The sequence below is a fragment of the Photobacterium lutimaris genome (assembly GCF_003025555.1).
In the GTDB taxonomy this organism is placed as follows: domain Bacteria; phylum Pseudomonadota; class Gammaproteobacteria; order Enterobacterales; family Vibrionaceae; genus Photobacterium; species Photobacterium lutimaris.
Window position 1 is genome coordinate 1 of the sequence record NZ_PYMH01000015.1, and the last position, 25,655, is coordinate 25,655.

26 protein-coding genes and 1 tRNA gene are annotated in these 25,655 nt (G+C 48.8%); 11 read left to right on the forward strand and 16 right to left on the reverse strand.

Features of this window, described 5'->3' with window-relative positions; all coding sequences use genetic code 11:
• Positions 1–45 precede the first annotated feature (45 nt).
• A tRNA-Asp gene (locus C9I99_RS22510) sits at positions 46–122 on the forward strand.
• Between the two features lie 214 nt (positions 123–336).
• Here the strand turns inward: C9I99_RS22510 and C9I99_RS22515 are convergent.
• From C9I99_RS22515 to zrgA, 5 genes are read right to left on the reverse strand one after another with little or no spacing between them, the layout of a single operon-like run.
• Complete coding sequence (locus C9I99_RS22515; RefSeq protein WP_107351083.1) at positions 337–1,188, reverse strand: TIGR03899 family protein; 852 nt, start codon at positions 1,186–1,188, stop codon at positions 337–339.
• 58 nt (positions 1,189–1,246) lie between these two features.
• Positions 1,247–1,729 carry a DUF3299 domain-containing protein gene (locus C9I99_RS22520; RefSeq protein ID WP_107351084.1) on the reverse strand — a complete coding sequence of 161 codons (483 nt, stop codon included), beginning with the start codon at positions 1,727–1,729 and terminating at the stop codon, positions 1,247–1,249.
• 4 nt (positions 1,730–1,733) lie between these two features.
• Entirely contained in the window at positions 1,734–2,993 is a 1,260-nt protein-coding gene (locus C9I99_RS22525; RefSeq protein ID WP_107351085.1) for an ABC transporter permease, read from the reverse strand.
• Positions 2,993–3,682 carry an ATP-binding cassette domain-containing protein gene (locus tag C9I99_RS22530; RefSeq protein WP_107351086.1) on the reverse strand — a complete coding sequence of 230 codons (690 nt, stop codon included), beginning with the start codon at positions 3,680–3,682 and terminating at the stop codon, positions 2,993–2,995. Before C9I99_RS22530 ends, C9I99_RS22525 begins: the two co-directional genes overlap by 1 nt.
• A 49-nt stretch (positions 3,683–3,731) precedes the next feature.
• Positions 3,732–4,346: a zinc uptake protein ZrgA gene (gene zrgA, locus C9I99_RS22535; protein WP_107351087.1), complete on the reverse strand. Its 615-nt coding sequence runs from the start codon at positions 4,344–4,346 to the stop codon at positions 3,732–3,734.
• A gap of 82 nt (positions 4,347–4,428) precedes the next feature.
• Between zrgA and C9I99_RS27475 the strand changes: the two genes are divergently transcribed.
• On the forward strand, positions 4,429–4,575 hold the full coding sequence (locus C9I99_RS27475) for a hypothetical protein (protein ID WP_243734680.1): 147 nt from the start codon (positions 4,429–4,431) through the stop codon (positions 4,573–4,575).
• A 214-nt stretch (positions 4,576–4,789) separates the two neighbouring features.
• On the opposite strand, the gene C9I99_RS22545 is transcribed toward C9I99_RS27475, so the two are convergent.
• A complete protein-coding gene (locus C9I99_RS22545) occupies positions 4,790–5,341 on the reverse strand; it encodes a YtfJ family protein (protein WP_107351089.1) in 552 nt (183 codons plus the stop codon).
• 262 nt (positions 5,342–5,603) lie between these two features.
• Here C9I99_RS22545 and C9I99_RS22550 point away from each other — a divergent pair, with 262 nt between their 5' ends.
• Positions 5,604–5,813, forward strand: coding sequence for a DUF1107 domain-containing protein (locus tag C9I99_RS22550; RefSeq protein ID WP_107351090.1), 210 nt, complete (start codon positions 5,604–5,606; stop codon positions 5,811–5,813).
• A 5-nt stretch (positions 5,814–5,818) separates the two neighbouring features.
• Here the strand turns inward: C9I99_RS22550 and msrA are convergent, their stop codons facing one another.
• Entirely contained in the window at positions 5,819–6,439 is a 621-nt protein-coding gene (msrA, locus tag C9I99_RS22555) for a peptide-methionine (S)-S-oxide reductase MsrA (protein WP_107351091.1), read from the reverse strand.
• Between the two features lie 172 nt (positions 6,440–6,611).
• Here msrA and tamA point away from each other — a divergent pair, with 172 nt between their 5' ends.
• The 3 genes from tamA to C9I99_RS22570 are packed head-to-tail and all read left to right on the forward strand — an operon-like array spanning position 6,612 to position 12,445.
• The gene (gene tamA / locus C9I99_RS22560; RefSeq protein WP_107351092.1) at positions 6,612–8,327 is read left to right on the forward strand and encodes an autotransporter assembly complex protein TamA; all 1,716 of its coding nucleotides are present in this window, start codon (positions 6,612–6,614) and stop codon (positions 8,325–8,327) included.
• Entirely contained in the window at positions 8,324–12,076 is a 3,753-nt protein-coding gene (gene tamB, locus C9I99_RS22565) for an autotransporter assembly complex protein TamB (protein WP_107351093.1), read from the forward strand. The genes tamA and tamB overlap by 4 nt, the downstream gene beginning before the upstream one ends.
• A gap of 18 nt (positions 12,077–12,094) precedes the next feature.
• Positions 12,095–12,445, forward strand: a complete 351-nt coding sequence (locus C9I99_RS22570; RefSeq protein WP_107351094.1) for a gamma-glutamylcyclotransferase family protein — start codon at positions 12,095–12,097, stop codon at positions 12,443–12,445.
• A gap of 9 nt (positions 12,446–12,454) precedes the next feature.
• Here the strand turns inward: C9I99_RS22570 and C9I99_RS22575 are convergent, their stop codons facing one another.
• The 3 genes from C9I99_RS22575 to fbp form a co-directional block, all read right to left on the reverse strand.
• A complete protein-coding gene (locus C9I99_RS22575; protein ID WP_107351095.1) occupies positions 12,455–12,823 on the reverse strand; it encodes a rhodanese-like domain-containing protein in 369 nt (122 codons plus the stop codon).
• A gap of 56 nt (positions 12,824–12,879) precedes the next feature.
• A complete protein-coding gene (gene ppa / locus C9I99_RS22580; protein WP_107351096.1) occupies positions 12,880–13,410 on the reverse strand; it encodes an inorganic diphosphatase in 531 nt (176 codons plus the stop codon).
• A 171-nt stretch (positions 13,411–13,581) separates the two neighbouring features.
• A complete protein-coding gene (fbp, locus tag C9I99_RS22585; RefSeq protein ID WP_107351097.1) occupies positions 13,582–14,598 on the reverse strand; it encodes a class 1 fructose-bisphosphatase in 1,017 nt (338 codons plus the stop codon).
• A gap of 208 nt (positions 14,599–14,806) precedes the next feature.
• Here fbp and mpl point away from each other — a divergent pair, with 208 nt between their 5' ends.
• Both mpl and C9I99_RS22595 read left to right on the forward strand, forming a co-directional pair.
• Positions 14,807–16,168, forward strand: coding sequence for a UDP-N-acetylmuramate:L-alanyl-gamma-D-glutamyl-meso-diaminopimelate ligase (gene mpl, locus C9I99_RS22590; protein ID WP_107351098.1), 1,362 nt, complete (start codon positions 14,807–14,809; stop codon positions 16,166–16,168).
• Positions 16,161–16,784 (forward strand): flavin prenyltransferase UbiX, encoded by a 624-nt coding sequence (locus C9I99_RS22595; protein ID WP_107351099.1) that lies wholly within the window; start codon positions 16,161–16,163, stop codon positions 16,782–16,784. The genes mpl and C9I99_RS22595 overlap by 8 nt, the downstream gene beginning before the upstream one ends.
• 88 nt (positions 16,785–16,872) lie before the next feature.
• On the opposite strand, the gene C9I99_RS22600 is transcribed toward C9I99_RS22595, so the two are convergent.
• From C9I99_RS22600 to argR, 4 genes are all read right to left on the reverse strand, one after another.
• Positions 16,873–17,334, reverse strand: a complete 462-nt coding sequence (locus tag C9I99_RS22600) for a universal stress protein (protein WP_107351100.1) — start codon at positions 17,332–17,334, stop codon at positions 16,873–16,875.
• A 91-nt stretch (positions 17,335–17,425) separates the two neighbouring features.
• Positions 17,426–20,005 carry a TRAP transporter permease gene (locus C9I99_RS22605; RefSeq protein ID WP_107351101.1) on the reverse strand — a complete coding sequence of 860 codons (2,580 nt, stop codon included), beginning with the start codon at positions 20,003–20,005 and terminating at the stop codon, positions 17,426–17,428.
• Between the two features lie 113 nt (positions 20,006–20,118).
• On the reverse strand, positions 20,119–21,087 hold the full coding sequence (locus C9I99_RS22610; protein WP_107351102.1) for a TAXI family TRAP transporter solute-binding subunit: 969 nt from the start codon (positions 21,085–21,087) through the stop codon (positions 20,119–20,121).
• Positions 21,088–21,419: 332 nt separating this feature from the next.
• Complete coding sequence (gene argR / locus C9I99_RS22615) at positions 21,420–21,890, reverse strand: transcriptional regulator ArgR (RefSeq protein WP_107351103.1); 471 nt, start codon at positions 21,888–21,890, stop codon at positions 21,420–21,422.
• A gap of 371 nt (positions 21,891–22,261) precedes the next feature.
• Between argR and mdh the strand changes: the two genes are divergently transcribed.
• On the forward strand, positions 22,262–23,200 hold the full coding sequence (mdh, locus tag C9I99_RS22620) for a malate dehydrogenase (protein WP_107351104.1): 939 nt from the start codon (positions 22,262–22,264) through the stop codon (positions 23,198–23,200).
• Between the two features lie 96 nt (positions 23,201–23,296).
• Here the strand turns inward: mdh and C9I99_RS22625 are convergent, their stop codons facing one another.
• Complete coding sequence (locus C9I99_RS22625) at positions 23,297–23,488, reverse strand: hypothetical protein (RefSeq protein ID WP_107351105.1); 192 nt, start codon at positions 23,486–23,488, stop codon at positions 23,297–23,299.
• A 149-nt stretch (positions 23,489–23,637) separates the two neighbouring features.
• On the reverse strand, positions 23,638–24,609 hold the full coding sequence (ispB, locus tag C9I99_RS22630; RefSeq protein WP_107351106.1) for an octaprenyl diphosphate synthase: 972 nt from the start codon (positions 24,607–24,609) through the stop codon (positions 23,638–23,640).
• Positions 24,610–25,011: 402 nt separating this feature from the next.
• Here ispB and rplU point away from each other — a divergent pair, with 402 nt between their 5' ends.
• Positions 25,012–25,323, forward strand: a complete 312-nt coding sequence (gene rplU / locus C9I99_RS22635) for a 50S ribosomal protein L21 (protein ID WP_039456406.1) — start codon at positions 25,012–25,014, stop codon at positions 25,321–25,323.
• An 18-nt stretch (positions 25,324–25,341) separates the two neighbouring features.
• The gene (gene rpmA / locus C9I99_RS22640) at positions 25,342–25,599 is read left to right on the forward strand and encodes a 50S ribosomal protein L27 (RefSeq protein ID WP_007467532.1); all 258 of its coding nucleotides are present in this window, start codon (positions 25,342–25,344) and stop codon (positions 25,597–25,599) included.
• The last annotated feature ends 56 nt before the right edge of the window (positions 25,600–25,655 follow it).

Here is a 25,655-nt window from a genome sequence, read left to right on the forward strand (position 1 = left end):
TGAACGATGGGTATCGGATAGAGACGAAAGTGTCTATCACCGTGTGGAGCGGTAGTTCAGTTGGTTAGAATACCGGCCTGTCACGCCGGGGGTCGCGGGTTCGAGTCCCGTCCGCTCCGCCACTTATACTAAGCCCGAGTCGAAAGACTCGGGCTTTTTTACGTTTGAATGTTTTTGTTCGCCCTGCGGTCGAATGAGTCCCGCCAGCTTAGCTGCTCTACCACATATTAATAAGCCTCGTCGAAAGACGAGGCGTTCTTGTATCTAAACAGTCTTGCTGTTTTGCGTTTAACGTTCAGGGATAGAAAGTTATTATTCTATGTGAGGGGCCTGTTATCACTGGCTTTCAACCACGAAAAATGGAGCCAGTAGTTCAAGGATTGTTTCTCGGAAAGGCTCGTGTGTCTTGCTGCCTAATAGCTCTGCTATTTCCTGTCCTGTTGGTGATAAGCGGTAATATGTAAAACTAAGACCTCTCTGGTGTGGAGTGAGCTGATAGGTATGGTTCTGGTAGCTAAATGGAAGCGGTATACCTGATGCTAACTCTCCCGACTCTAGTTCACTTTTTAATATAAGTCCTAGATCTAATAAGATCAGAAGATCGGAGTAAGGTAGAGAAAAATTACCTAAAGAAACGGCATGTAGGGAGGGGGCGAACAAGCTGGGCAGGAACTTGTGTTTTATTTTCAAAGCAGTCAGGATCTTTTTGCTTTTGTCATTGCCAAAATGACATGACAGCGTACAGGCGCGGTGGAAAACTTGTGCTTCTTTGTGGGTCATATTACGCAGCGTATCAAGCGTCTTTAATGATACTGAGCCTGGGGACAAAAATTCTTGTCTGAGAATACGGCTCCATAGTTGCTGCATTGAACTGTTACGTATTTTTTTTGCGATTGAAGTGAAGTAGTTAAGCCAATCAGGATCAATATTCTTGGCTTTCTCTAGAGGGGTCGTATCGAAGGTTAGCTTGAATATTTTCTCAAGATTTTCTTGCTGGAAATGTTGCTCTTTTTTGTATCGGCCTTCACATCTTTCTGAAACGGTATGTGGCCCATCGTTAGTAATTTTGTAGCTGACACCGAGCTCTTCAGCTATCGTACTAATGATATTAGGAGGGTAGTTTTTGGCCTTTTCTTTGTCTGTTGTTTGTGGTTCTAGGGGCGGGGATACTTTGCTCTCGCCTTCCATAGTGATCACCCTTAAATAATTTGATGGCCAGCTTCAAGGGAAGCTGGCTAAATTGAGATTACATATCGTCGTAGTCTTCGATGGCGCTGCCTTCGAGCAGGTAGCCTACTTCAGCAAGATCATGGTTCACGCTTTGGGTTTTCAATGTTCCCACGACGTAAACCACATCCCATAGCTGTTGTATAGGCGCTCCTTTCGGAAATTTCACGTACACAATCTGATTGGGGGGCGGAGGTGGTACGTGGATACATGCTCCAAAATATGGCACTAAGAGAAACTCGGTAACCGCTTTATCATCACCCTCAAGAGGGATCACAAATCCTGGAATTTTGACTGTGCTGCCATTGAGTTCTTCTCTGACATTGCCAATCATAGATTGGTTGGCGGCTTCTCCATCATGATTGAGGATTGGCATTTGGTTTGCGTTGAACTGAGCGCGTTCTTTTTCTGGGACTAAGTCAATCCAGTCCAGCGTCAAAGCTTCATTTGCAGAGCTCAGAAGTGGAAACCAGCAGCAAAGTGCGAGTAGCCATCTTTTCATGTTTTTATACCTTTATAGTCATGCCGTCCGAAAGCGAATGTTGATAGGCGCGGACAGCAGGAATGATACCAACTAGCATACCAGCTAACTGAACGAGTACTAACAACAACAGCTCATGCTTTGTAGGAGCTGTGATCGGAATAAATAATCCAAACTGTGTCTGGATAATTGGCTGGCTGATCAGCAAGATCAAGTACAGTAAAGAGGTGCCGAGAGTTACTCCCAATGCAGTCAGGAGCGTCGCTTCACTGGTTAGCAGGAAGAAGATATGACCGGGTCTAGCTCCCATGGCCCTGAGGATTGCCATTTCCCGTCGCCTTTCATTCAGACTGGTCAATAGGCTGGTTAACATACCGAGCAATCCCGCGATCACGACAAAGCCTGAGACAACCAGTAGTGCTTGTTCTGCGATAGACATCATGCCCCACAGTTCATGGAGGGCTATACCCGGCATGATGGCACTCAACGGTTCCTTGGTATAAGTATTGATATAGCGTTGAAGAGCAAAGGTTTGAATTTTTGAATTAAGACCCAGCATAAATGCGGTGATTTGCTTGGGAGCGAACTGTTGGGTAGCCAGCAATTTAGCATCAGGTGTTTGACCTAGACGGGCTCCGCTTTCCCAGCCAACATGAATAGCTTCGATCGCTGGGAGGGAAACATGAACACTGCGGTCTACAGGAGTACCGGTAGGCTTTAGGATACCGACGATTTTAAAGGGTAGGTTGTCATGGCGGTTAAATGACTGGTCACTGATGCCATGAGCAATGATGATTTCATCACCGACTTTGTAGTTCAGCTTTTTCGCAACCTCAGCACCGATCACTGTTTCAAATAAGCTATCAAACACTTTACCCTGAGCTAGCTTGAGAGGCTGCTTCTGCCCGTAACGATAATGCTTAAAATAGTCGCTGTTGGTTCCGATGACACGGAAGCCACGATGAGAGTCGCCTAATGAAATAGGGATCGCCCATTTTACTGAACGGTGTTGGCTGATCTCTTGGAAGCTTTGCCAGTCGATGTTATTGGTGGCATTGCCAATTCTAAAAACAGAGTAGAGCAATAAGTTAACTTGGCCAGAGCGCGCTCCGACGATAAGGTCTGTTTCAGAGATGGTATTGGCGAAACTCGATTTGGCTTGAGTCCTCACTTTTTCCACCCCAAGTAATAAGGTAACTGAGATGGCAACCGTTAATAGTGTCAGTATTGCGGTTGCTTTTCTATTAGCGAGGCTTTGCCAAGCGAGGCGAATAATCGGTCCCATTATTGCCCTCTTACTGCTAGGTTGATGGTGTTGAGGTTAATGCTACGGTCAAACAGTGCTTCGAGTGTTTCGTCATGACTGACAAACAGCAATGTTGTGTCTGATTTATCGCATTCAGCCATTAGTAATTTAATGAAGGCCTCGCGGTTATCATGATCTAAGGCAGAGGTTGGTTCATCGGCAATTAACAATTTTGGCTTTCCAATCAATGCTCTTGCGGCGGCAACGCGTTGTTGCTGACCGATACTGAGCTCGCTGATTGGACTATTTAAGCATTCTGCTGGTAAATGAAGTTGGGCGAGTAGCTGATTTGCCTGCTCATACATCTCGCCGTTAACTTGTTGTTTTCGTAATGTCGAAAAACGGCAAGGGAGAAGTACGTTATCAATAACAGAGAGATAAGGTAACAGATTGAACATCTGGAAGATGTATCCTATATGATCAGCCCTAAAGCGATCTCTGCTTGTTGATTTCAGGTTGCTGAAAGGCTGTCCAAGTAGCTTAATGGTGCCGCTTGTTGGTTCGTTAATCCCTGCCAATAAACTGAGAAGGCTTGATTTCCCGCTGCCGCTAGGCCCTTTGATGAAGACTTTTTCCCCTTGATTCACAATCAGTGATGGGATTTCCAGTAGCGGCTTGGTTTGGCGAGGCCATTGGAACGTAAGTTCACTAATCTCAATGATACTCATGGTGTGTCCTGAATGGGGAATATCTTCCCCATTTTTGGTTGGATTAATATTAGAAACGGAAAATGACGGTGCTTGAGGTTAGTGTTCCACCTTTCTGACCTTTTTCCGTAATGGTGCTAACCGTAATACGTTCAGTGGATGGGTAGTGGGTAAACCACTGGGTTTTGACTTCTGTAAGTTGGTTGATATCGCTACATTTGTAGGTGTATTGCGCTGAGAATTCGCCATGGGCACCGTGGTCATCATGGTCATCATGGTCATCATGATCGTGGCTGTGGTCATCATGGTCATCATGACCTTTATGGTTTTCAGCTTCTTGGCTAGTCAGTGTTTCCGTCGCAACGCTTTCAACCAACTGGCATTTCGCATTGGCCGTCAATACCCATAGTGATTCTGGCGCTTTAAGTTGCTTGATAGCGTCATTAATTGCAGCCTTCTGTTCGTCCGTTTGCGGTGCGTGTTCAAAGCCGACGATATCTGCGCCCGGTGCGTGGATCTCCATCAATAAGTCCTGCCCGTCTTGGGCAATATTTACTTCAACCACGCCATGGAGATGGGCATCATGTTGACGAAAGTGATCTTCTGCGAAAGCGGAGATAGATACGGACAGGCCGAGGCTGACGAATAGAGCTGCGACAGGTGAAAGTGATTGATTAAAACGCATGGTTACCCCAATAAATTGCTAGAGATTAAAAATAGTAGTGTTAACAATTAGGGGAAAATGGTGGGGACCGGGCTATTGGGGAATGATAGCGTTGAAAACCTTGCTGGGGCGTCGTGTTGATGATGATCGTGCGGATCTGCCCCGTTTCTGGGAAGTGATCATGTTGAACGAGGAAACTATCATGGACTATGTGGCAGATAGAGCAGTCAATCGTATGGTGGTGATCTGACACTGCTTCAAGTTGGTGCAACACGGTGACTGGCCCGATAATTACGATCAGGCTGATTAATATAAGGCTGAGGTTGTGTGTCCAATAACGTTTGAAATTCACTTTGATAAAATGAAAACCATATCCATGAGATGTAATAATATAACATTACCACTTCCGGTGTAATATGGCTTTCATTATCATTTTGATCTTAATTGAGGTTTTTTCAGTCGTCCTACAGGTTACTTTTTACCAACTCAAGTGCCTGTTCAATTTCTTGTGGTGACAGTTTCCCCTCTTTGACAAACAGTATTTGACTGCTCTTATCAACGACAATAATGGCTGAATCATCTGCAGCAAGCTGCCAAGACTGATGGACGGTACCGTCGGCATCCAGCACCATTGAAGACCAGGAAAACTCTCGTTTGCTATCTTCAGCCGAGGATCTCACAAAGCTCCCCGTACCCCAGATAGCATCATCTTGATTGATGATGGTTGTGGTTTGGTATTTCTCGCCAGGAAAGTCTGCCGCAGTTATGGCACTTATTAAATCAGCATTCAGTGCCTTGGCTGAGCTGCGGCCAGCAATGGCTTGGATAACTCGTACCTTACCTGCTAGCTGCTCGCTGTTCCAATCTTGGTAGACAACTTTGTCATCTTGTAGAGTTATTTCACCTTTATCAGCAACCTTAACTGTAGGAAGTGTATCACCGACGGTTAGGTTATGGGCAAAAGCAGTCCCGGATAGCAGCATGGCCAGCATGGCGAAAATTGGCTTCTTGTTCATTATTTTTTCCATTATTTATTAGACGCGCCATTATCTTAGATTACTGCCACAAAGCTGGTTTAACCAGTGTGTAAAGGCTTGAACTTAATCACGAAAATATAAAACAAAGTGCACAGGATGATTCGTGAATCAACGAATTAGTCATCATATTGCTAAATATTGACTAACTGGCAAGTAATTTGCTTGATTATTGGTGTCTTGGAAAAAGGAAACATTCGGACGCTTTCAAGGTCTATAGTGATAGTAATTTTGTGAGGGAACCATGTTAAGAGTATTCAAACAATATCGACCAAACCAAGTTGCTCGATACGTAAAAAGCTACTTTCGCGGCCGGCTATTTATTACTGGTGTCGGGGCTTTTGAATTTGATTGTGGCCGCTTATTGCCACCTAAAAAGCGGGATACCAAGGCGCTGAATGTGCTGAGTGAAGTTAACCGCGAGATCCAACACCTCAGTGCTGAGGCCTATTAGTCTCGTTATCGCGGAGGCATACATATGCCAGTTCCACCGAGTCCGCAGTATCCATTGGGGTTCTTGGCAAGATATTGCTGATGGTAATCCTCGGCAAAGTAGAATGTGGCCGCCGGAAAGATTTCAGTGGTAATTGAGGTATCGAGCGCCTGCTGATAAAGGGCTTTACTGGCCAGTGCCTGTTGGTACTGCTGATCTGAAGAGGTGTAAATAGCCGAGCGGTACTGGGTACCGACATCATTACCTTGTCGCATGCCCTGAGTGGGGTCGTGATTTTCCCAGAATAATGTCAGCAAGGAGTCTAGGCTGATCTGTTGTGGGTCAAAAATTATCCTGACGACTTCGCTATGACCTGTCAGTCCGGTGCATACCTCTTTATAGTTTGGGTTGGGGGTGAACCCGCCACTGTAGCCGACAGCCGTACTATATACACCAGCTTGTTGCCAAAACAGCCTTTCCGCTCCCCAAAAGCAACCCATCCCGACAGTCAGTACCGCCATTCCTTGAGGGATCTCGCCATTGAGCGGGGTCCCTTTCACTGCATGAGCTAATGAAGGCGTGATTGGGGTCGCCCGGCCTGTTAGAGCTTGGCTTTCTGTTGGCAAGGTTTGCTTGGATGACGACATGGATAATTCCTTATTTTGATGTCACTGACTGTCTTCAAAGTAGAGGAAACCGGTAAGACATTCAACTTCAGCGAATTTTCGCAGCAAAAGATTGGCAGTTAAGGCTGTGCTTTGTCAGAATTAACCATGCACAAACATAAAAATAATGCGCTAACCAACGAAGTAAATAAGAATGAATATACCTTTTTTGCGGTATGGCCTGGCAACACTTGCGCTCACCGTTGCTATACCGGCTTCAGCCGCGACCTCTTTGAAGATAAAAGGGTTAAAAGGAAGCCTCAAGGACAATGTTGATGCGTATGTATCAGCGATCCCTGAAAATGATTACAGCACTTCCTTGCGCTTTCGCGAGCAACTCGAGGGAGAGATCCGCGATGCACTCAAAGCATTGGGACGTTACAACCCCAACATTATTTTTTCTGAAGCTGAAGATAGCAGTGAATTGATCGTGCAGGTGGAGGCCGGCCCGAAGACAACGATAACTCGCAGTAATATTGTATTAACCGGGATGGCAAAGGATGATCCTGATTTTATTGCTCTTGTTCGTACCAGTGGATTGGGCGTCAGTCAAACGCTCAACCACGGAAAATACGAGTCTTTGAAATCGTCACTGATCAGTTTGGCGTTGAGAAAGGGCTATTTTGATGGCGAATTGAAGGTAAGCCGTTTGGAGGTTGTCCCGAGCCGTAACGAAGCATTCATTACGATTGAATACGCTTCAGGCCAGCGCTATAACTTTGGTGAAACAGTTTTCGAAGGCAGCCAGATTGAGCTAGATCGTCTGGAATCACTTATGCCCTACGAGGAGGGTGACCCATACCTCGCCTCCACATTAGGTGAGTTTAACCAGCGTCTATCTAATGTTGGCTGGTTCTCTTCGATTTTCGTTGGTGGTGAAATTGCCAACCTCAAAGACGAAGAAATTCCTGTCAGCGTGGTGGTCAAGCCGCAAGTTAAAAACCAAATTGAAACCGGTATTGGTTATTCGACTGATGTGGGTCCTCGCCTGAAGTTCAACTGGCGTAAACCTTGGCTAAATAGCAAGGGCCACAGCTTGAGTATAAAAACAGAGTTGTCTGAGATACAGCCGAAAATTGAAGCGACCTATAAAATCCCGCTTGATGATGTCTTGAATGATTATTACCAAATCGTAGGCGGGATCCGCTATGTCGACAACCACGATACCATCAGTACTGAAACCAATTTGGCCGTCGAGCGGCACTGGCGATTGGAGTCTGGCTGGAAACGAATCGCTTCAATGCGCTTGCTCTATGAAGACTATACCCAAGGTAAAACTGAAAGTGGCAATTTGTTTATGGTGATCCCAGGGATCAGTTATGACAAAACACGTCTTCGTGGTGGCGCTATGCCGACGTGGGGGGATAAGCAGCTGATCTCAATTGAGTATTCAGATCCGGTATTAGGCTCAGATACTCGTTTGACACGATTACGTGGACGCTCTGCCTGGATCCGGAGTTCGGGGGATAATCACCGAGGGTTGTTCAGGGTGGACGGCGGTGCGGTGTTTGCCGAGAGCCTGACAGATATTCCGCCTTCAATGCGCTTTTTTATTGGTGGTGACAACAGCCTGCGAGGTTACAGCTACGAGTCAATTTCGCCACGTAATGAGCTAGGTCTTAGGGAAGGGGGTAAGTATATGCTTACTTCCTCGCTTGAATATCAGTACCGGGTATATGGCAATTGGTGGGGAGCCGTATTTTATGATTATGGCTCGGCCTGGAATGATAGTCCTGAATGGCTGGCGGGCACCGGGGTAGGTGTTCGCTGGGCATCACCTGTGGGCCCCATCCGTGTTGATTTTGCTTGGGGACTGGATAAAGAAAAAGATAAATTCCAGCTCCACTTTGTATTGGGGCCAGAGATATGATTTGGGTAAAGCGTTTGGCTATCGCCTTGTTGGCACTATTGATAGTGGTAGTTATTGCCATTGCAGCACTGCTGTATACCCCGGCAGGGATAAAAGTTGCAGTATGGGGGGCGCAGAAAGTCTTGCCGTCACTGAGTATTGGATCCACTCAAGGGAGTTTGTTGAATGGCTTTTCCTTGCAGCAGGTAAATTATAGCGATGACAGTATCGACTTATCGCTAGCGCGGTTGGCCTTGGACATAGAAGACAGTTGCTTGCTAACTCCTGCGGTGTGTATTTCCGAACTTGCGGTATCCGGGGTGCGTTTTTCGATGCCGGAATTGCCTCCGACAACAGAAGAGAACGAGGAAGACGTTCCTTCCGAACCGATGGCAGAAATTAACTTGCCGGTTCCTATCAGCCTTTCCCGTTTGGTTCTGGATGATATTGAGCTTGATGTCTTGGGTAATAAGGTCGCCTGGCAACACTTTTCGAGTGCGGCAGATATGCAGGGGGATACACTTACTCTCAGGCCGACAGACTGGAAGAAGATTGATCTTACTCTGGCGCCAGCCAGCTCTGAGTCGATAGAGGCTGCTGAGCCGGAGCCTACAGCACCGCAGCCGATTGTGTTGCCCGAAGTCATTATTCCACTCGCGGTGGAGATCCAACGCTTTACCGTTGAGGAATTCACGCTGCATGGCGAGACGCCTCAGACGGTCAAAAAACTGGAATTGATAGCCACGGCGAAAGGCAGCGAGGTGGCCGTTGAGAAGCTGGAGGTTTCAGCACCTCAGGCAGAGCTGATGGCCGATGCCAAAATCGCACTGACTGGTGATTATCCGCTGGCGATCAAGGCCGATGTTGCCATCAATATGGCCCCATTGAAAGACCATCACCTTGCGCTCAATGCTGATGGCAGTGTGGCCAATTTGATTCTGGATGCCCGTGTCAAAGGGACGCTGGACGCTTGGTTGAAAGGGCGTTTGTCGGCGTTGGATCCGGCATTACCTTTTGACCTCTCCCTTGAGAGTCAGCATCTACAGTGGCCAATTGATAGCGAGCCTGATTTCGAGGTGAAAGAGACGCACCTGTCGGCCAAGGGCAGCCTTGATGGTTACAGTTTCACACTCAAAAGCCAGATTGATGGTAAGCCGATGCCTGGCGTCGGCGCTGAGCTGGTGGGTAAAGGTAGCCTTGAGGATGTTGAGCTGAGCCGTCTTACTATTGATACCTTAGGTGGGGGTATCTCCGGTAATGCAAAAGCGAGTTGGAAAGACTTGGTAAGCTGGCAAGGTGAGCTGGCCTTTAGCCATATTCAGCCGGGCTTGGAATGGACGGATGTACCCGGTGATTTAAGTGGTAAGTTGCGGACATCCGGTGGGCTTACCTCCCAGGGGGGCTGGTTCGTCGAGTTGCCTGAATTGCTTGTTGATGGTGTCGTGATGGACCAACAGCTCGATCTTGCTGGGCAACTGTCAGCCAAAGATACTGCTGGCAAGGGAGAGTTTCAGCTCGATACCCAAGGCTTGATGCTGAAGCATGGGCCGAACGGGTTTTCAGCCAAAGGCAAGCTGACCAAAACATGGGATATGGCGGTTGATATCAATGCTCCGGATCTATCTCAATCCCTGCCTGGTTTGCGCGGCAGTGTGAAGGGGAATATTCAGCTGAAAGGAAAAATGGCTGAGCCGGATTTGGATGTCGATTTGGTCGGTAAGGGCTTGGGCTGGGAAGAGCTGGCCTCGCTCGAGATGCTGACGCTGAAAGGGCAAATCACCCCAATGCCAGCACTGGATGCCGATGTTAGCCTGACAGCTTCAGGCGGTCGCTATGATACTTTTACCCTAAAAGATCTATCGCTGTTATTCCAAGGGAGCGAAAAGCAACATCAGCTGGTGCTTGATGTGAATGCCGAGCCGGTCAGTACGGCATTGCGCCTGCAAGGAGAACTCGACAGGGATAAAGGCTGGCGTGGAGTACTTCAGCAAGGCGAAATTGATACTGAGCTAGGCGTTTGGAAGCTTGATCGCTCCACAGCGCTTGGCTACCGATTTGATAAGCAATTGGCCAGTGTTGCGGCTCACTGCTGGGAACAAGACCGAGGTAAAGCAGCACTGTGTTTAACCCAGAATATGGAAGCCGGTGCGAGCGGGCGCGCCAATGTGACGTTGAGCAATGTTAGCTTCGATATGCTGGCTCCCTATTTGCCGGATACGATTGAGCTCAAAGGCAGTGCAGGAGCGCAGGCTGAAGTCGCATGGGCACCGAAGTCTGCACCGTATGTTAAAGCCAGTGTTAATTTACCTGCCGGTAGTGTGACTCAGCAGCAAGACCCAGATTTGGAGCCTGTCACTGTGGCTTGGGACAAGGTGGCGGTGAATGCCGAGGTTAAGCAAGATACCCTTATTGCTGATTGGCTCTTTGCTATCCGTAACAATGGAGACTTGAGCGGGCGTGCCAAGATCGCTTCTTTGAGTGGCGACCAGCAACTGGATGCCAATTTGAAGTTGGATCGCTTCATGCTTGGGTTCCTCAAGCCCTTATTAATGGACTACCACAGCTTCGATGGCCAGATTGATGCCGACCTCTCGTTAACGGGGCCGGTGATGCACCCTGCGGTTAATGGCTTGCTCAAAGTCAGTAACGTTAAAGCGTCTGGGCGGACCGTGCCGTTGGATGTGGACAAAGCCGACATTACAGCCACCTTCAGTGGGTATCAGGCTCAGCTTAGTGGTGAAGTGGTGACACCGGATGGTAAGTTAAATATCACCGGTGACGGTAACTGGCAAGATCTGGCTAATTGGCGTGGCCAACTTGGAGTCAACGGTCGGGAGCTTGAAGTGACATTACCGCCATTGCTGGCTGTAAAGGTGTCGCCGGATTTGACTATCAAGGCAACGCCGAAGCAAGCCGAGATCACGGGTAGCGTGGGTATTCCCTGGGGACGAATTACCGTTGATCAGCTGCCGGAGTCTGCTGTCTCGGTGTCGGATGATGAGATCTTGCTCAATGACGATCTGCAGCCAGTTGAAACTGACAAGCCAATCCCGTTTAATCTTAAGACTAATGTGCTGGTAAGAATTGGTAACGACGTCAAGCTGTCGGCTTTCGGGCTTAAAGCTGGACTGGTGGGGGACTTGAATGTCCGTCAGGATGACAAAGGCCCGTTGGTATACGGTGAAATCAACCTGCGCAATGGTACTTATCGTTCTTTTGCTCAGGAGTTGGTGATCCGTAAAGGGCAGATCTTGTTTAATGGCCCGGCCGATCAGCCATATTTATCGATTGAGGCGATTCGCAATCCAGACAACATTGAAGGTGACGTCATTGCTGGATTACGTGTAACAGGACCTGCGGATGAGCCTAGGGTGGATATCTTTTCAGATCCGGCAATGCCGCAACAAAATGCCCTGTCCTATATTTTACGGGGAAAGGATTTGGATAGTGAATCGGGTGATAGTAGTGATGCTATGGCAACGACATTGCTCACTATGGGCCTAGCGCAGAGTGGCCAGCTTGTGGGCAATGTTGGAGAAGCATTTGGTGTTCAGGATCTGGCGCTGGATACAGCAGGTTCAGGCGATGATACCCAAGTGACAATCAGTGGTTATATTGCTCCGGGTTTACAGGTGAAGTATGGCGTGGGTATTTTCAACTCCATTCCGGAATTTACCGTGCGTTACCGCTTGATGAAAGATCTCTATATCGAAGTGGTCTCGGGCCTAGACAGTGCGGCTGACTTGCTGTACCAGTTCGAGTTTAACTAATACGAGACTGAGAACTTTTTGAAAGTCTTTGTCTACGGGACGTTGCGTGAAGGGGAAGCCAATGCAGGCTTCCTCAAAGGAGCGGTCAAGCTGGGAAAAGAGCGTCTAGCCGAAGGCTATATGCTCTACAGCCTAGGTACGTACCCTGGCGCAATTACGTCACCGGATGGAGGGCCGCTCTGGGGGGAGGTGTATCAAATAAATGCGTGTATCTTACAGGCGCTCGATTGGCTCGAAGAGTATCCGGTTGAGTATGATCGAGTTGAAATCTCTACATCATATGGCAAGGCATGGATATACCTGTATAACCCTTCGGTAAGCAACTTACCGGTGATCGAAAGTGGTGATTGGTGCCAGCGTATTGATTAAGTCTGATTGTTATTTTGGCATAGCTTTGATTAATGCCTTATAGCTTTCCCCGTTGTAAATGTTGGAGTAGCCAAGTTTATAGAGGACTTCTTCGGCAATCCCAGAGCGGCGGCCAGAGCGGCAGTATATAAATAGTGATTGGCTTTTATCTGGGGCAAAAGTGGTCAGCAGCTCTATTTGCTCGTAAGGTATGTTGATCGCGCTTGGAAGATGGCCTTCGATAAACTCCTCGTGGGAGCGAACATCGATGATCATTGGCTTACCAGAATGTGTACCATGGTAAGACTGCCAAAACACCTCAGGTGTTACAACTTCTGCTATAGATGTGTTGGCTATCGAGCCCAACAGAAAAGCAGTGGCTATCAATAGCCTTTGCATAGATAGGATACCTCTTTAACTATCCCGGGCTTTCTGCCCGGGTGTTTGTCGCGTTGCTATTTATCTTGGGCGCGTTTGAATGATTCTAGGATCTCTTCCTTAGCAGCGGCAGCATCTGCCCAGCCTTCTACTTTCACCCATTTCCCAGGCTCAAGCTCTTTGTAACGCTCGAAGAAGTGGGTTATTTGGGCCTTTAATAGTTCAGGAAGATCGTTCACATCCCGAATGTGTTCATATTCCTTGGTAAGCTTGCTGTGGGGCACAGCAACAACTTTTGCATCTTCGCCTGATTCGTCAGACATTTTTAGCACCCCTACTGGACGGCAGCGGATCACTGAGCCTGGAACCAAGGGAAAAGGTGTGGGGACGAGCACATCAACCGGGTCACCATCGAGTGATAGGGTATGGTTTACATAGCCGTAGTTACATGGATAAAACATTGGTGTAGACATAAACCGATCTACGAAAACGGCACCGCTGTCCTTGTCGACCTCATATTTGATTGGATCGGCATTGGCAGGGATTTCAATGACAACATAGATATCTTCGGGTATGTCCTTTCCAGCAGGGACCTGATTCAGGCTCATCGTCTCTTCCTTTTGCTTGGTTAATCAATTGTTGGTGTTGTTGGAATTATAATACCAACAACCTTGTTTTATTGTCTAATTGCAATAAGTTGTCGGAGTAGTTAACACTTTGGCGAGGGAAGAGTGGCCGTAGGAAGAAAACAGGCTGAGAAACTCAGCCTGTTTGTTTACTTAGTCTTGATCGGGGAATTCAGCCAAGAAAGCTTCGACTTTCTCTACCATGTTGGTTGAACCGACAAAGAAAGGTACGCGCTGATGGAGTTCCGTCGGTTTGATATCCATGATTCGACCTACGCCATCTGAGGCTTTGCCGCCGGCTTGCTCAATCAGAAAAGCCATCGGGTTGCACTCATACAGTAGACGCAACTTACCGTTAGGGTGGGTTGCTGTACTTGGGTACAGGTAGATCCCACCTTTTAACAGGTTACGGTGAAAATCCGATACCAGCGAACCAATATAGCGCGAGGTATATGGGCGGTCGTCTTCCGGTACATTTTCCTGGCAAAACTTAATGTACTTTTTTACACCCATAGGGAAGCGGAAGTAGTTACCTTCGTTGATTGAGTAAATACGGCCGTCTTCTGGCGTTTGTAAGCTTTCGTGTGATAGACAGAAAACACCTAGAGATGGATCATAGGTAAAGCCGTGGACACCGTTACCTGTTGTATATACCAGCATGGTTGAAGAACCATAAATGATATAACCAGCAGCAACTTGTTGGTTACCGGGCTGCAGGAAATCTTCTTCTGTCGCTGGTGTACCAACAGGGGATACCCTGCGGTAAACAGAGAAGATGGTACCAACGGAAACGTTTACGTCAATGTTCGAAGAACCATCCAGTGGGTCCATTAAAACAACGTATTTTGCGTTTTGGCTCAGCTCTTTGTTGAAAGAAACGGCTTCGTCTTCTTCTTCACTGGCTACACCGCACACCTGGTCACGGGCTTCCAGCGCAGCTTTGAACTTATCATTGGCATACACATCGAGTTTTTGCTGCTCTTCACCCTGTACATTTTCGCCACCGAACGCACCTGTAATATCAACCAAGCCAGCTTTGTTGATTTCACGGTTGACGATTTTGGCCGCAAGTTTAATTGAGCTCAGCAGGGAGGAAAGCTCACCGCTGGCGTGGGGGAAGTCGTGTTGTTTCTCGACAATGAACTCGCCAAGGGTTCTAATATCGGACATATACAATCCTTGCATCTTGTTGTCATGGGGGCAGTTAAGTCAGGTACAATGTCTCTAATGGACAATTGTTATACCCAGATTGGCATTTCGCCTTTTTATAGTGTGTGCTCTATTTTGTATAAAATATTGTATATAAAGATCTTTTTTATGGTAACGAAGTAACGCATTAGCGTGAAATTAGTGAAAATTACCGAGTGAGCCGACAGTTATGCACATCCATATCCTAGGAATCTGTGGCACCTTCATGGGCGGAGCGGCAGTTCTTGCCCGTCAGTTGGGCCATAAAGTGACCGGCTGCGATGCCAATGTTTATCCGCCGATGAGTACGTTACTTGAGTCTCAAAGCATTGAAATAATTCAAGGTTATGATCCTTCTCAATTGGACCCAGCACCTGACTTAGTGGTGGTCGGCAATGCGATGAGCCGTGGTAACCCTTGCGTAGAGTATGTGTTGGATAAAAATCTGCGCTATACCTCGGGGCCACAGTGGCTGCAGGAGATCCTGTTGCATGACCGCTGGGTGCTGGCCGTTGCGGGTACCCATGGTAAGACCACTACAGCCAGCATGTTGGCCTGGGTTCTGGAAGATTGCGGATATAAACCTGGTTTCTTAGTCGGGGGCGTACTTGGAAACTTCGGTGTTTCCGCGCGTTTAGGCGAAAGTATGTTCTTTGTCGTTGAGGCAGACGAATACGATAGTGCTTTTTTCGATAAACGTTCTAAGTTTGTTCATTATCGACCACGTACTCTGGTTATGAATAATTTGGAGTTTGACCACGCCGATATCTTTGATGACTTGAAGGCTATTCAACGCCAGTTCCATCATTTGGTCAGAACAGTACCGGGCAATGGCCGGATCCTCGTACCCAAAGGGGCCAAAGCGATTGACGAGACATTGGAAATGGGCTGCTGGAGCGAGTTGGAATATATCGGTGAAGGTGGCCATTGGCAGGCCAACAAGCTTGATGCGGCCGGTAGCCGTTTTGATGTCTTGCTTGATGGAAGCAAGGTTGGAACGGTTGATTGGGACCTTATCGGTGATCACAATGTTAGCAACGCCCTGATGGCCATTGCGGCAGCCCGCCACGTTGGTGTCACCGCAGATTTGGCGTGTGAGGCATTGGGTAAGTTTATTAATACCAAGCGGCGCTTAGAGTTAAAAGGCGAGAAGGTTGGGGTGAAAGTCTATGATGATTTTGCCCACCACCCGACGGCGGTGGAGCTGACGCTGGGCGGCCTGCGTGCAAAAGTGGGTCAGCAGCGTATTTTGGCGGTATTGGAGCCTCGCTCGAACACCATGAAGCTCGGAGTGCATAAATTGGATTTAGCCCCGGCGCTGGCAGCGGCCGATGAGGTCTTTATTTACCAACCTGATAATATTCCATGGTCGGTAGATGAAATCGCCGACCATTGTCAGCAGCCTAGCCATACCGATAGTGATCTGGACGCTTTGGTGAGCAAGGTTGTGGCAAGCGCGCGTCCGGGTGATAACATCCTGGTGATGAGTAACGGTGGTTTTGGTGGTATTCACGGCAAACTGCTTGCAGCCTTGGAGCCAGCCGGTGAATAGTCCTGATAAACGTATTACTTTGGCTTGGACGGGGGCATCAGGCGCACCCTATGGGCTGCGTTTGTTGGAGTGTTTGTTGGCGGCGGACTACCATGTCTACCTATTGATATCGTCGGCAGCTAGAGTGGTATTGGCCACCGAGCACGGCCTGAAATTACCTGCTGGTCCAGACGCGGCGAAGGCGGCGTTGGTCACGCATTTAGGCTGCGATCCTGATAGCCTTGAAGTGTGCGGCAAAGAAGATTGGTTTTCGCCAGTCGCTTCAGGCTCTGCGGCACCCAAGCAAATGGTGGTGTGTCCGTGCTCGGCAGGGACCTTGGCCTCGGTGGCTCACGGCCTGTCGGATAACCTGCTGGAGCGGGCGGCCGACGTGGTGCTTAAGGAGCGTGGTCAGTTATTGATGGTCGTACGGGAAACACCGTTCTCCACCCTTCATTTGGAAAACATGCTGAAGCTGTCGCAGATGGGCGCAACGATTATGCCTGCAGCACCGGGTTTCTATCACCAGCCTGAAACGATCGAGGACTTGGTGGACTTTATGGTCGCACGTATCCTCGATCATCTTGGTGTTGAGCAAGGTCTGGTCCCTCGTTGGGGCTACGACCAAAGAAAGTAACCCTTCTGAAAAAGATAAGCCCGCTCAATGTCGTGACCCCATAAAGTTGGACACGTCTGTTAAGTGGGCTTTGTTGATCTTGATGTATTCAATTACCACCCGATTCCATTAAGTGGGCCTGTGGCTTGAGAACCAGCACATTGATCGGGGAATTTTCGACTACTTTGGCGGCAACTGATCCCAGCATGACTTTATCCAGTCCGGATCGCTTGTGGCTCGGCATGATGATCAAATCAGCCCCAACCCGCTCGGCATGCTCCAAAATAGTCGTCCAGGTTTTCCCTTCCGATACATATTGGTGGTGGACAATTTCCGGCGGAATATAGGCTTCGGCGAAGGCTTTGAGTTGCTGCTGAGTATCCTGCATCATTTTGCGGGCTGCATCCTTGGGGAAGTAGCTGGATACCATGGCCATGTGGATTCCGGGAAGCACATTCAGCAAGTGGATGGTGGCGTTGGAATGCTTGGCATGCCATACCGCAAGTTCGACAGCTTTGTCTGCGAACCCTTGTTCATTGAGGTCAACCGGAACCAAGATTTGCTTATACATATTTTATCTCTTTGTTCACGAAGGGAGGCTCTTTATAGTGTATACCAAACCTGAATGACCCTTTCGTGATGAAAGGGCCAGACTGGAGGTTTTACTTGATGTGACCAACGCTTTTAGCCCGTCGACGCTGGTTCCAGCCAAGGGTACCCAGTATGAGTAGGGTTGGGATGAAGACCCACTCTTTCATTGGACGGACCGCAGGCAGGCTAACAGTGGTGATCTCCCAGTCGAAGTCGATGCCAGCCTGCTCGGCTGGGCTACCAAACTCAACCATGTCGACGATCATTTTATCGTCATCCTGGCGCAGCATCAGGCCAGTAGAATTGATCCGGCTCTCCGCTGAGACGGCTTCCTCATCAAAAGGCAGTAGCACGTGCTTGGTGATAAACTTCCCTTCCAAGTTTTCCCCACTGACTTGAAGCTCCAACGGCTGGCCAATGGCAAGCTTGTCCGCCGCATCCGCAATCAGGGTCCCAGGCATTTCATGCTTTGCTGGATAGACCATATCCCACCAGAAGCCCGGACGGAACAATGTGAAGGTGATCAACAGCAATGCCACGACCTCCCACCATTTGGTTTTGGTAAACCACCACCCCTGCGTAGCTGCTGAGAAGGTCAGCATTGCGATTATTGCCGAGATGATCGTCAGCATCAGGTGCCACCAAGAGTCGATATTCATCATCAATAGTTGGGTGTTGAAGATAAACATGAACGGCAGGATGGCGGTTCGGATATCGTAGGTAAAGCCTTGGATACCGGTGCGGATAGGATCGCTCTTGGCGATCGCGGCAGCAGCAAAGGCGGCTAGGCCGACCGGAGGGGTATCATCGGCCAGGATACCGAAATAGAACACGAACAGGTGTACCGCGATCAATGGGATGATCAGGCCATTTTGAGCCCCAAGGGTAACAATAACCGGTGCCATCAAAGTCGATACCACGATATAGTTCGCGGTGGTCGGCAAGCCCATTCCGAGTATCAAGCTGATCAGCGCGGTGAACAGCAACATCAGTATGATATTCCCCCCCGAGATGAACTCGACAAACTCGGTCATTACCAGCCCAATACCGGTTAGGGTAACCACGCCCACCACGATGCCTGCTGCAGCTGTCGCTACACCGATACCAATCATATTGCGGGCACCAGATACCAAGCTCTCCAGCAGGTCAATCACACCTTCTTTACCTGCTTCAGCGAGCGTCTTTTCTTTGTTGAACATCGCCAGTAACGGGCGCTGGGTCAACAGGATAAAGATCATGAACACGGTCGCCCAGAAAGCAGATAGCCCCGGCGAGAAGCGCTCAACCGTCAGGCACCATACTAAGACGACAATAGGCAACAGGAAGTAAAGGCCGGACTTCATCGTTGGTCCCGGATCCGGTACTTCGGTGATCTCCGCGTTGGGATCTTCTAGCGTATGATCCTGGTAGTCAGCAGCGACCTTGATCAGTGCCACATAAGTAATGAGGACCACCATGGCAATCATCGATGTTGCAGCGGCCCCAAACACATCTTTGGTCCAACCGACGCCGTAATAGACTAATGCACTGATAACAATCAAGCCGAGAATGGTGCCACAGAAAGACAGCAGGCTCTGGGCGAGGGTCGGCTTATAGCGACGTTCTAAGCCAGACATGCCAGCCTTACAGGCTTCAAGGTGGACAATATAAATTAGTGCAATGTAGGAAATCAGTGCCGGTAGCAAGGCTGCCTTGATGACCTCGACATAGGAGATCCCGACGTATTCAACCATCAGGAAGGCTGCCGCTCCCATAATAGGTGGAGTCAACTGACCATTGGTTGATGCCGCGACTTCTACAGCACCGGCTTTGGTGCCCGGGAAGCCGACTTTTTTCATCAGCGGGATCGTGAAGGTACCGGTCGTTACCACGTTGGCAATCGATGAGCCAGAGACCAAGCCTGACAGTCCGGAGGCGACAACCGCCGCCTTGGCTGGACCGCCCCGCATGTGCCCCAGTAGCGAAAAGGCCACTTTGATAAAGTAGGCACCGGCACCGGCACGCTCGAGCATGGCCCCAAACAATACAAAGAGGAAGACAAACGAGGTCGATACGCCGACCGCGATACCGAATACCCCTTCCGTGGTTAGCCACAGGTGAGACATTGCCTTGTTGAGGCTGGCACCTTTGTGGGCAATGACATCCGGCATGTGAGGGCCGCCGAAGGTGTAGAGCAAGAACACGGCTGCGACGACCATCAGAGGTGGCCCCAGTGCGCGTCGGGTTGCCTCAAGCAACAGCACCATACCGATGACCGCGACTACGATATCCATTTGGGTCGGCGCACCAGAACGGCCAGCCAGTTGGGTGTAAAACAAATAGATATAGGCTGCAGCAAAGCTCCCCGCTAGGGCTAGGATCCAGTCAACCAGCGGGATCCGATCGCGTGGCGAACGTTTGAATGCAGGGTAGGCGGTAAATGCTAAAAAAATGGCAAAAGCTAAGTGAATAGAGCGGGCTTCGGTGTCGTTCAGAACGCCAAAATTAAAAATAAACGGTAACGGCGATGCGTACCAAAGCTGGAACAGGGACCAACAAAGTGGAACAAACCACAGGATACGTCCAGCCAGTCCAATTGGGCTCCGTGCCCCGGTATCCGCCTGAGCCACCATATCTTGCACATCTGTCGACGATTGCGTTGTCTTCGTCATGCATAATCCTTCTTCGATGGGCTAGGGTGTGATTAGAATTTATTGGGATCAATAAACAGAAACAGCAAGCGCCATGATCGACGCTTGCTGGGCAGTGTTGCCTATTAGCAGGATTACTTCAGGTAACCTGCTTCTTTGTAATATTTCACTGCGCCTGGGTGGAGCGGTATAGACAAGCCATCTTTGACCATGTCTTCAGGCTTGAGGTTGGCAAAAGCCGGGTGCAGGCGCTTGAAGGTATCGAAATTTTCAAACACGGACTTCACGACTGCGTAGACAACCTCATCAGAGACGTCGGTAGAAGACACCAGTGTTGCCGCAACCCCGAAGCTATTGACGTCACCGTCTGTTCCTTTGTACATACCGCCTGGAACTGTGCTCATGGCATAGTAAGGGGTATCTGCCACGATTTGGTCAATCTTAGGACTTGAAGCTGGGATCAGCTTGGCATCACAAGATGTGGTGGCTTCTTTGATTGAACCGTTTGGATGACCGACAACGTAAACAAAGGCGTCAATCTTGTTGTCGCATAGCGCCTGTGAGCGCTCGGAGCCTTTAAGTTCAGAAGCCAGTTTGAAGTCTTTGTTGGTCCAGCCCATTGCGTCCATGACAACACCCATCGTGGCGCGGTCACCCGAGCCTGGGTTACCGATGTTCACACGCTTGCCTTTTAGATCTTCGACACTGTTGATGCCTGCATCGGTGCGGGCAATGATGTTGAATGGTTCGGTGTGCAGCGAGAAGACGGCACGGAGTTTCTTGTACGGGCCTTGTTCTTCGAACTTACTGGTGCCGTTGTAGCCGTGGTACTGCCAGTCAGATTGTACGATACCGAAGTCTAGCTCACCTGCACGCATAGTGTTGACGTTATAGATCGAGCCACCGGTAGACTCGACTGAACAGCGAACATTATGTTCTTTGCGGTCTTTGTTGACGAGCTTACAAATTGCACCACCTGTCGGGTAGTAAACACCGGTTACAGAACCAGTACCGATAGTGATGAAGTTTTGGGCATTGGCCATGCCAGTGGTCATGACTGCAGCAGCAAGTGCACTGACTTTGATGAATTGCTTAAATGCCATGTTTGTCCCTTCCTAATTGTTGTTATTTCCAGAGAAAAGCCTTTTCCATCTGTGGCAAGGCGTAGCTACCAGAGGGTAATTCATTGCTGAATCTGGCTAATGATATCAAAACAAAGTAATAAGTTTACAACTATGTTAATGATGATGGGGTGGTTACAACGTGGAAATAGTTACTGACAGTAAGAAGAGATAGAATAATTATTTAAAGCAATCAATGGTTTGCAAGAGGCGTGATGATTCAGTGAAAGTTTGCCTTATTGTGACAGAACTCTCACTACACCAGGCAGTAAAACGCATCGTTTATTGCCTGGTACAGTGGTATGGACAAGTAATTACTTGCTGTAGTCGAACAGATCGCAGACAGAGTCGTAAAGCTCTTCTGTCGAGATGGTATTGGTTGGAGTGATAAAGATGGTATCGTCGCCGGCAACCACCCCCAGGATCCCTTCTGCTTTGCCAAGGGAGTCTAGCAAGCGGGCAATAACTTGGGCTGCACCCGGGCCGGTATGGATGACGACTAAGGCGCTGTTGTAGCCGATCTCCATCACTAACTCTTTGAGGGGACTGCTTGTTGTGGGTACACCAAGCTCGATTGGCAGGCAGTAGACCATTTCCATCTTCGCATTTCGAGTACGTACGGCACCGAATTTCGTCAACATGCGAGAGACTTTGGATTGGTTGATATTGTCGAACCCCTGATTTTTCAATGCGTCGACGATTTCGCCTTGAGAGCTGAATTTCTCTTCTTTTAGGATTGCCTTGAACGCTTTGACCAAGCGCTCTTGTTTATCTGAATTTCGCATAAGTAAATGTCATGTGCAGGGACGAGATGCTGTATTCTGGCACAACTTTTTGGATTCAAGCAAACAGTGTTCAAGTAAACTGGTGCATGTATCACCAATATACTTGTAGAAAATGAATAAATATTGATGGATATGCAAGCTTTACTCGGTGTGATCGTCAACCTGTTAAGGGGGAATGTTATAGGGATGTAGCACATTTTGTTCTGGCTTATGCGTGATATCGCAAAGCTGGTGGCATCTGATTGTATTTCTCTATAGGTTGCTATAACGTCAAGTTCTACTTGTGATATGAAATCAGTGTTTTAAATCAACTGTGATTTCATATGATTAGGTCTGAAAATTATATACTTCTATCGTAAAGGAGAACGAACATGAAAGTTGCTGTAATTGGTGCGGCCGGTGGTATCGGTCAGGCTCTTGCCCTGTTGCTTAAAAACCGTCTGCCAGCAGGATCAGATCTGGCGCTATACGATATTGCCCCTGTAACACCAGGTGTTGCGGCTGATCTGAGCCATATCCCAACTCCTGTTGCTATCAAGGGATATGCCGGTGAAGATCCAACGCCAGCACTGGAAGGTGCTGATGTTGTTCTTATTTCTGCGGGTGTTGCCCGTAAGCCGGGTATGGATCGTGCCGATCTGTTCAACGTGAATGCTGGTATCGTGAAGTCCTTGGCTGAAAAAATTGCGGTGGTTTGTCCAAAAGCCTGCGTGGGTATCATTACTAACCCTGTGAACACCACTGTAGCCATTGCGGCCGATGTGTTGAAGAAAGCAGGCGTTTACGACAAGCGCAAGCTATTTGGTGTGACGACTCTGGATGTTATCCGCTCTGAGACATTTGTCGCCGAGCTAAAAAATGTCGATCCAGGCGAAATTCGTGTACCGGTAATCGGTGGCCACTCAGGCGTGACGATTCTGCCGCTGCTGTCTCAGGTAGAGGGTGTTGAATTCACTGAAGAAGAAATTAAAGCACTAACACCGCGTATCCAGAATGCCGGTACCGAAGTGGTAGAGGCAAAAGCGGGTGGCGGGTCTGCAACCCTTTCTATGGGTCAGGCGGCTTGTCGCTTTGGTCTTTCTCTGGTTCGTGCGCTGCAAGGCGAGGCTGGCCTGGTTGAGTGTGCTTATGTCGAAGGTGATGGCAAACATGCTCGTTTCTTCGCCCAGCCAATCTTGCTAGGTAAAGAAGGCGTCGAAGAAGTGATGGATTACGGTACGCTGAGTGCATTCGAGCAAGACGCGCTGGAGGGCATGATGGATACCCTTCATGGCGACATCGCCAAAGGCGAAGAGTTTGCCGCTAAGTAATCGATAACTGTATGTCTGAACGGAAGCGGCCAATGGGCCGCTTCTTTTTTATCTGTGCGTGCTGGGGGAGCGGGCGAAAAGAGTGCTAACGATAAATTAGTAGTAGCTATCACAGCCGGTGTGGAGCTGAGGCTGCTCGACAAGATCATCACAATTGATGTTGATCCGGCGATGATCGTTCGTGTTCTCGATGATCGCGGTGTTGTGATCTTGATCTACATCGATAACTTCAGCGACCCCGTTTTGGTACTCCACCCACATTCCAGACTTGAGATCTTTTGCTTGCATAATGGCCTCCTGTCATGATCATCAATGATCCAGCCTTTACTGGTATAACTATAGGATATTGTGATTGCAATGAATGGTTACGGTCTTTGGCAGGGATAGGATCAAAAAAGCCTGCCGGAGGGCAGGCTTTTTTATGCAAGATTATCGCGTTATTTGTTACGGTGGACCGCGAGGTGGGCCAGGGCAATCAAGGCGTCTTTGTATTCGCTATCGGCAATTGGAGCCAGGCTAGCAATGGCTTTCTCGGCTTCTTCCTCAGCACGCTGCTGGGTATAGTCAAGCGATCCGACTTGCTGCATGCATGCGAGGATTGGCGTTAGCTTGTCCAGGCCATTGCCTTTCTCAATTGCCTCTCGGATCATTGCCGATTGCTCTGCATTGCCGTGCTGCATCGCGTGAAGCAGGGGAAGGGTTGGTTTGCCTTCGGCCAGATCATCACCGACGTTTTTACCCATCTCGTCACCATCGGCATTGTAGTCCAGCACATCGTCAATCAGCTGGAAGGCGGTACCGAGGTAGCGGCCGTAATCTTGCAGGGCGCGCTCAACCTCTTCTGGCGCTTGTACCAAGATGGCGGAGATCTGGGTTGCGGCTTCGAACAGGCGGGCAGTCTTGGAGTAGATCACCTGCATGTAGCTGTCTTCGGTGGTGTCGGGATCATTGCAGTTCATCAACTGCAGTACTTCCCCTTCGGCAATGACATTGGTTGCTTCGCTCATGACATCGAGGATCCGCAAGGATCGCAGGCTGGTCATCATCTGGAACGAGCGTGTGTAGATATAATCGCCCACCAAGACGCTGGCCGCGTTACCGAACATGGCATTGGCGGTGGCTTTGCCCCGGCGCATATCTGACTCATCGACGACGTCATCATGCAACAGGGTGGCGGTATGGATAAATTCGACAAATGCCGCAGCAGTTGTATGTTGTTCGCCTTGGTAACCAAGGGCACGGGCTGCCAGTACAGCAAGCATTGGGCGTATGCGTTTGCCGCCGCCGCTGACAATGTAAAAACCTAGTTGATTAATGAGGGCTACATCTGAGTTCAGTTGAGCCTGTATCTTCGCGTCGACCTGTGCCATATCATCGGCAGTGAGCGCTTGGATAGCTTTGAAATCCATTGTACATCCAGCAAAATAATGTGCCGCACCCGGCGGATTGTTATGCGTGTCGGTTGGTCACTTAACTGGTTTTGACCCAAGTTGAAAAACCAGCCCAATTAGGGATGGGAAGTGGCTCACAGTCAGGCTCAAAAGAGTTGCGTAGTTAAGATTTGTTAATCAACCGAGATAAATTAATTATCGAATATTACACTAAAAGACAGCAATCTTCATAACCTCGATTGCGTTTAAATCGATGACTTTTATTACTGACCAGCTTTTCGCCAATTTTCTTTGCACAAGCGCTTGCCAGTAGCCCTAATTTCGCGTAACATTCGCGCCCTATTGATGACAAGATTAAGCGCATACCCATTGCCCAAGTTATACGTGGCAAATGGCCTATGCGGACAAGCGGAGTAAGACATGTACGCTGTTTTCCAAAGTGGTGGTAAACAACACCGTGTAAGCGAAGGCCAGACCCTACGCTTAGAAAAACTAGACGCTGAAACTGGCGCTAGCATTGAATTCGACTCAGTACTTCTAGTCGCTAACGGCGAAGAAGTAACTGTAGGCGCACCTTTCGTAGCTGGCGGTAAAGTAACTGCTGAAGTAGTTACGCACGGTCGTGGCGATAAAGTAAAAATCGTTAAGTTCCGTCGTCGTAAGCACTCTCGTAAGCAAGCGGGCCACCGTCAGTGGTTCACTGAAGTCAAAATTACTGGCATCAGCGCTTAATAACAGGAGAATTTAAAGATGGCACACAAAAAAGCTGGCGGTTCTACTCGTAACGGCCGTGATTCAGAAAGTAAACGTCTTGGTGTTAAGCGTTTCGGTGGCGAATCTGTACTAGCAGGTAACATCATCGTACGTCAGCGTGGTACTAAGTTCCACGCAGGTAACAACGTAGGCCTAGGTAAAGACCACACTCTATTCGCTCTATCTGACGGTAAAGTGAAGTTCGAAGTTAAAGGTCCTAAGAACCGTAAATTCGTATCTATCGAAGCTGAATAATTCAGTCTCGAAACGAATGATAAAGCCCTGCCTACTGGCGGGGCTTTTTGTTTATG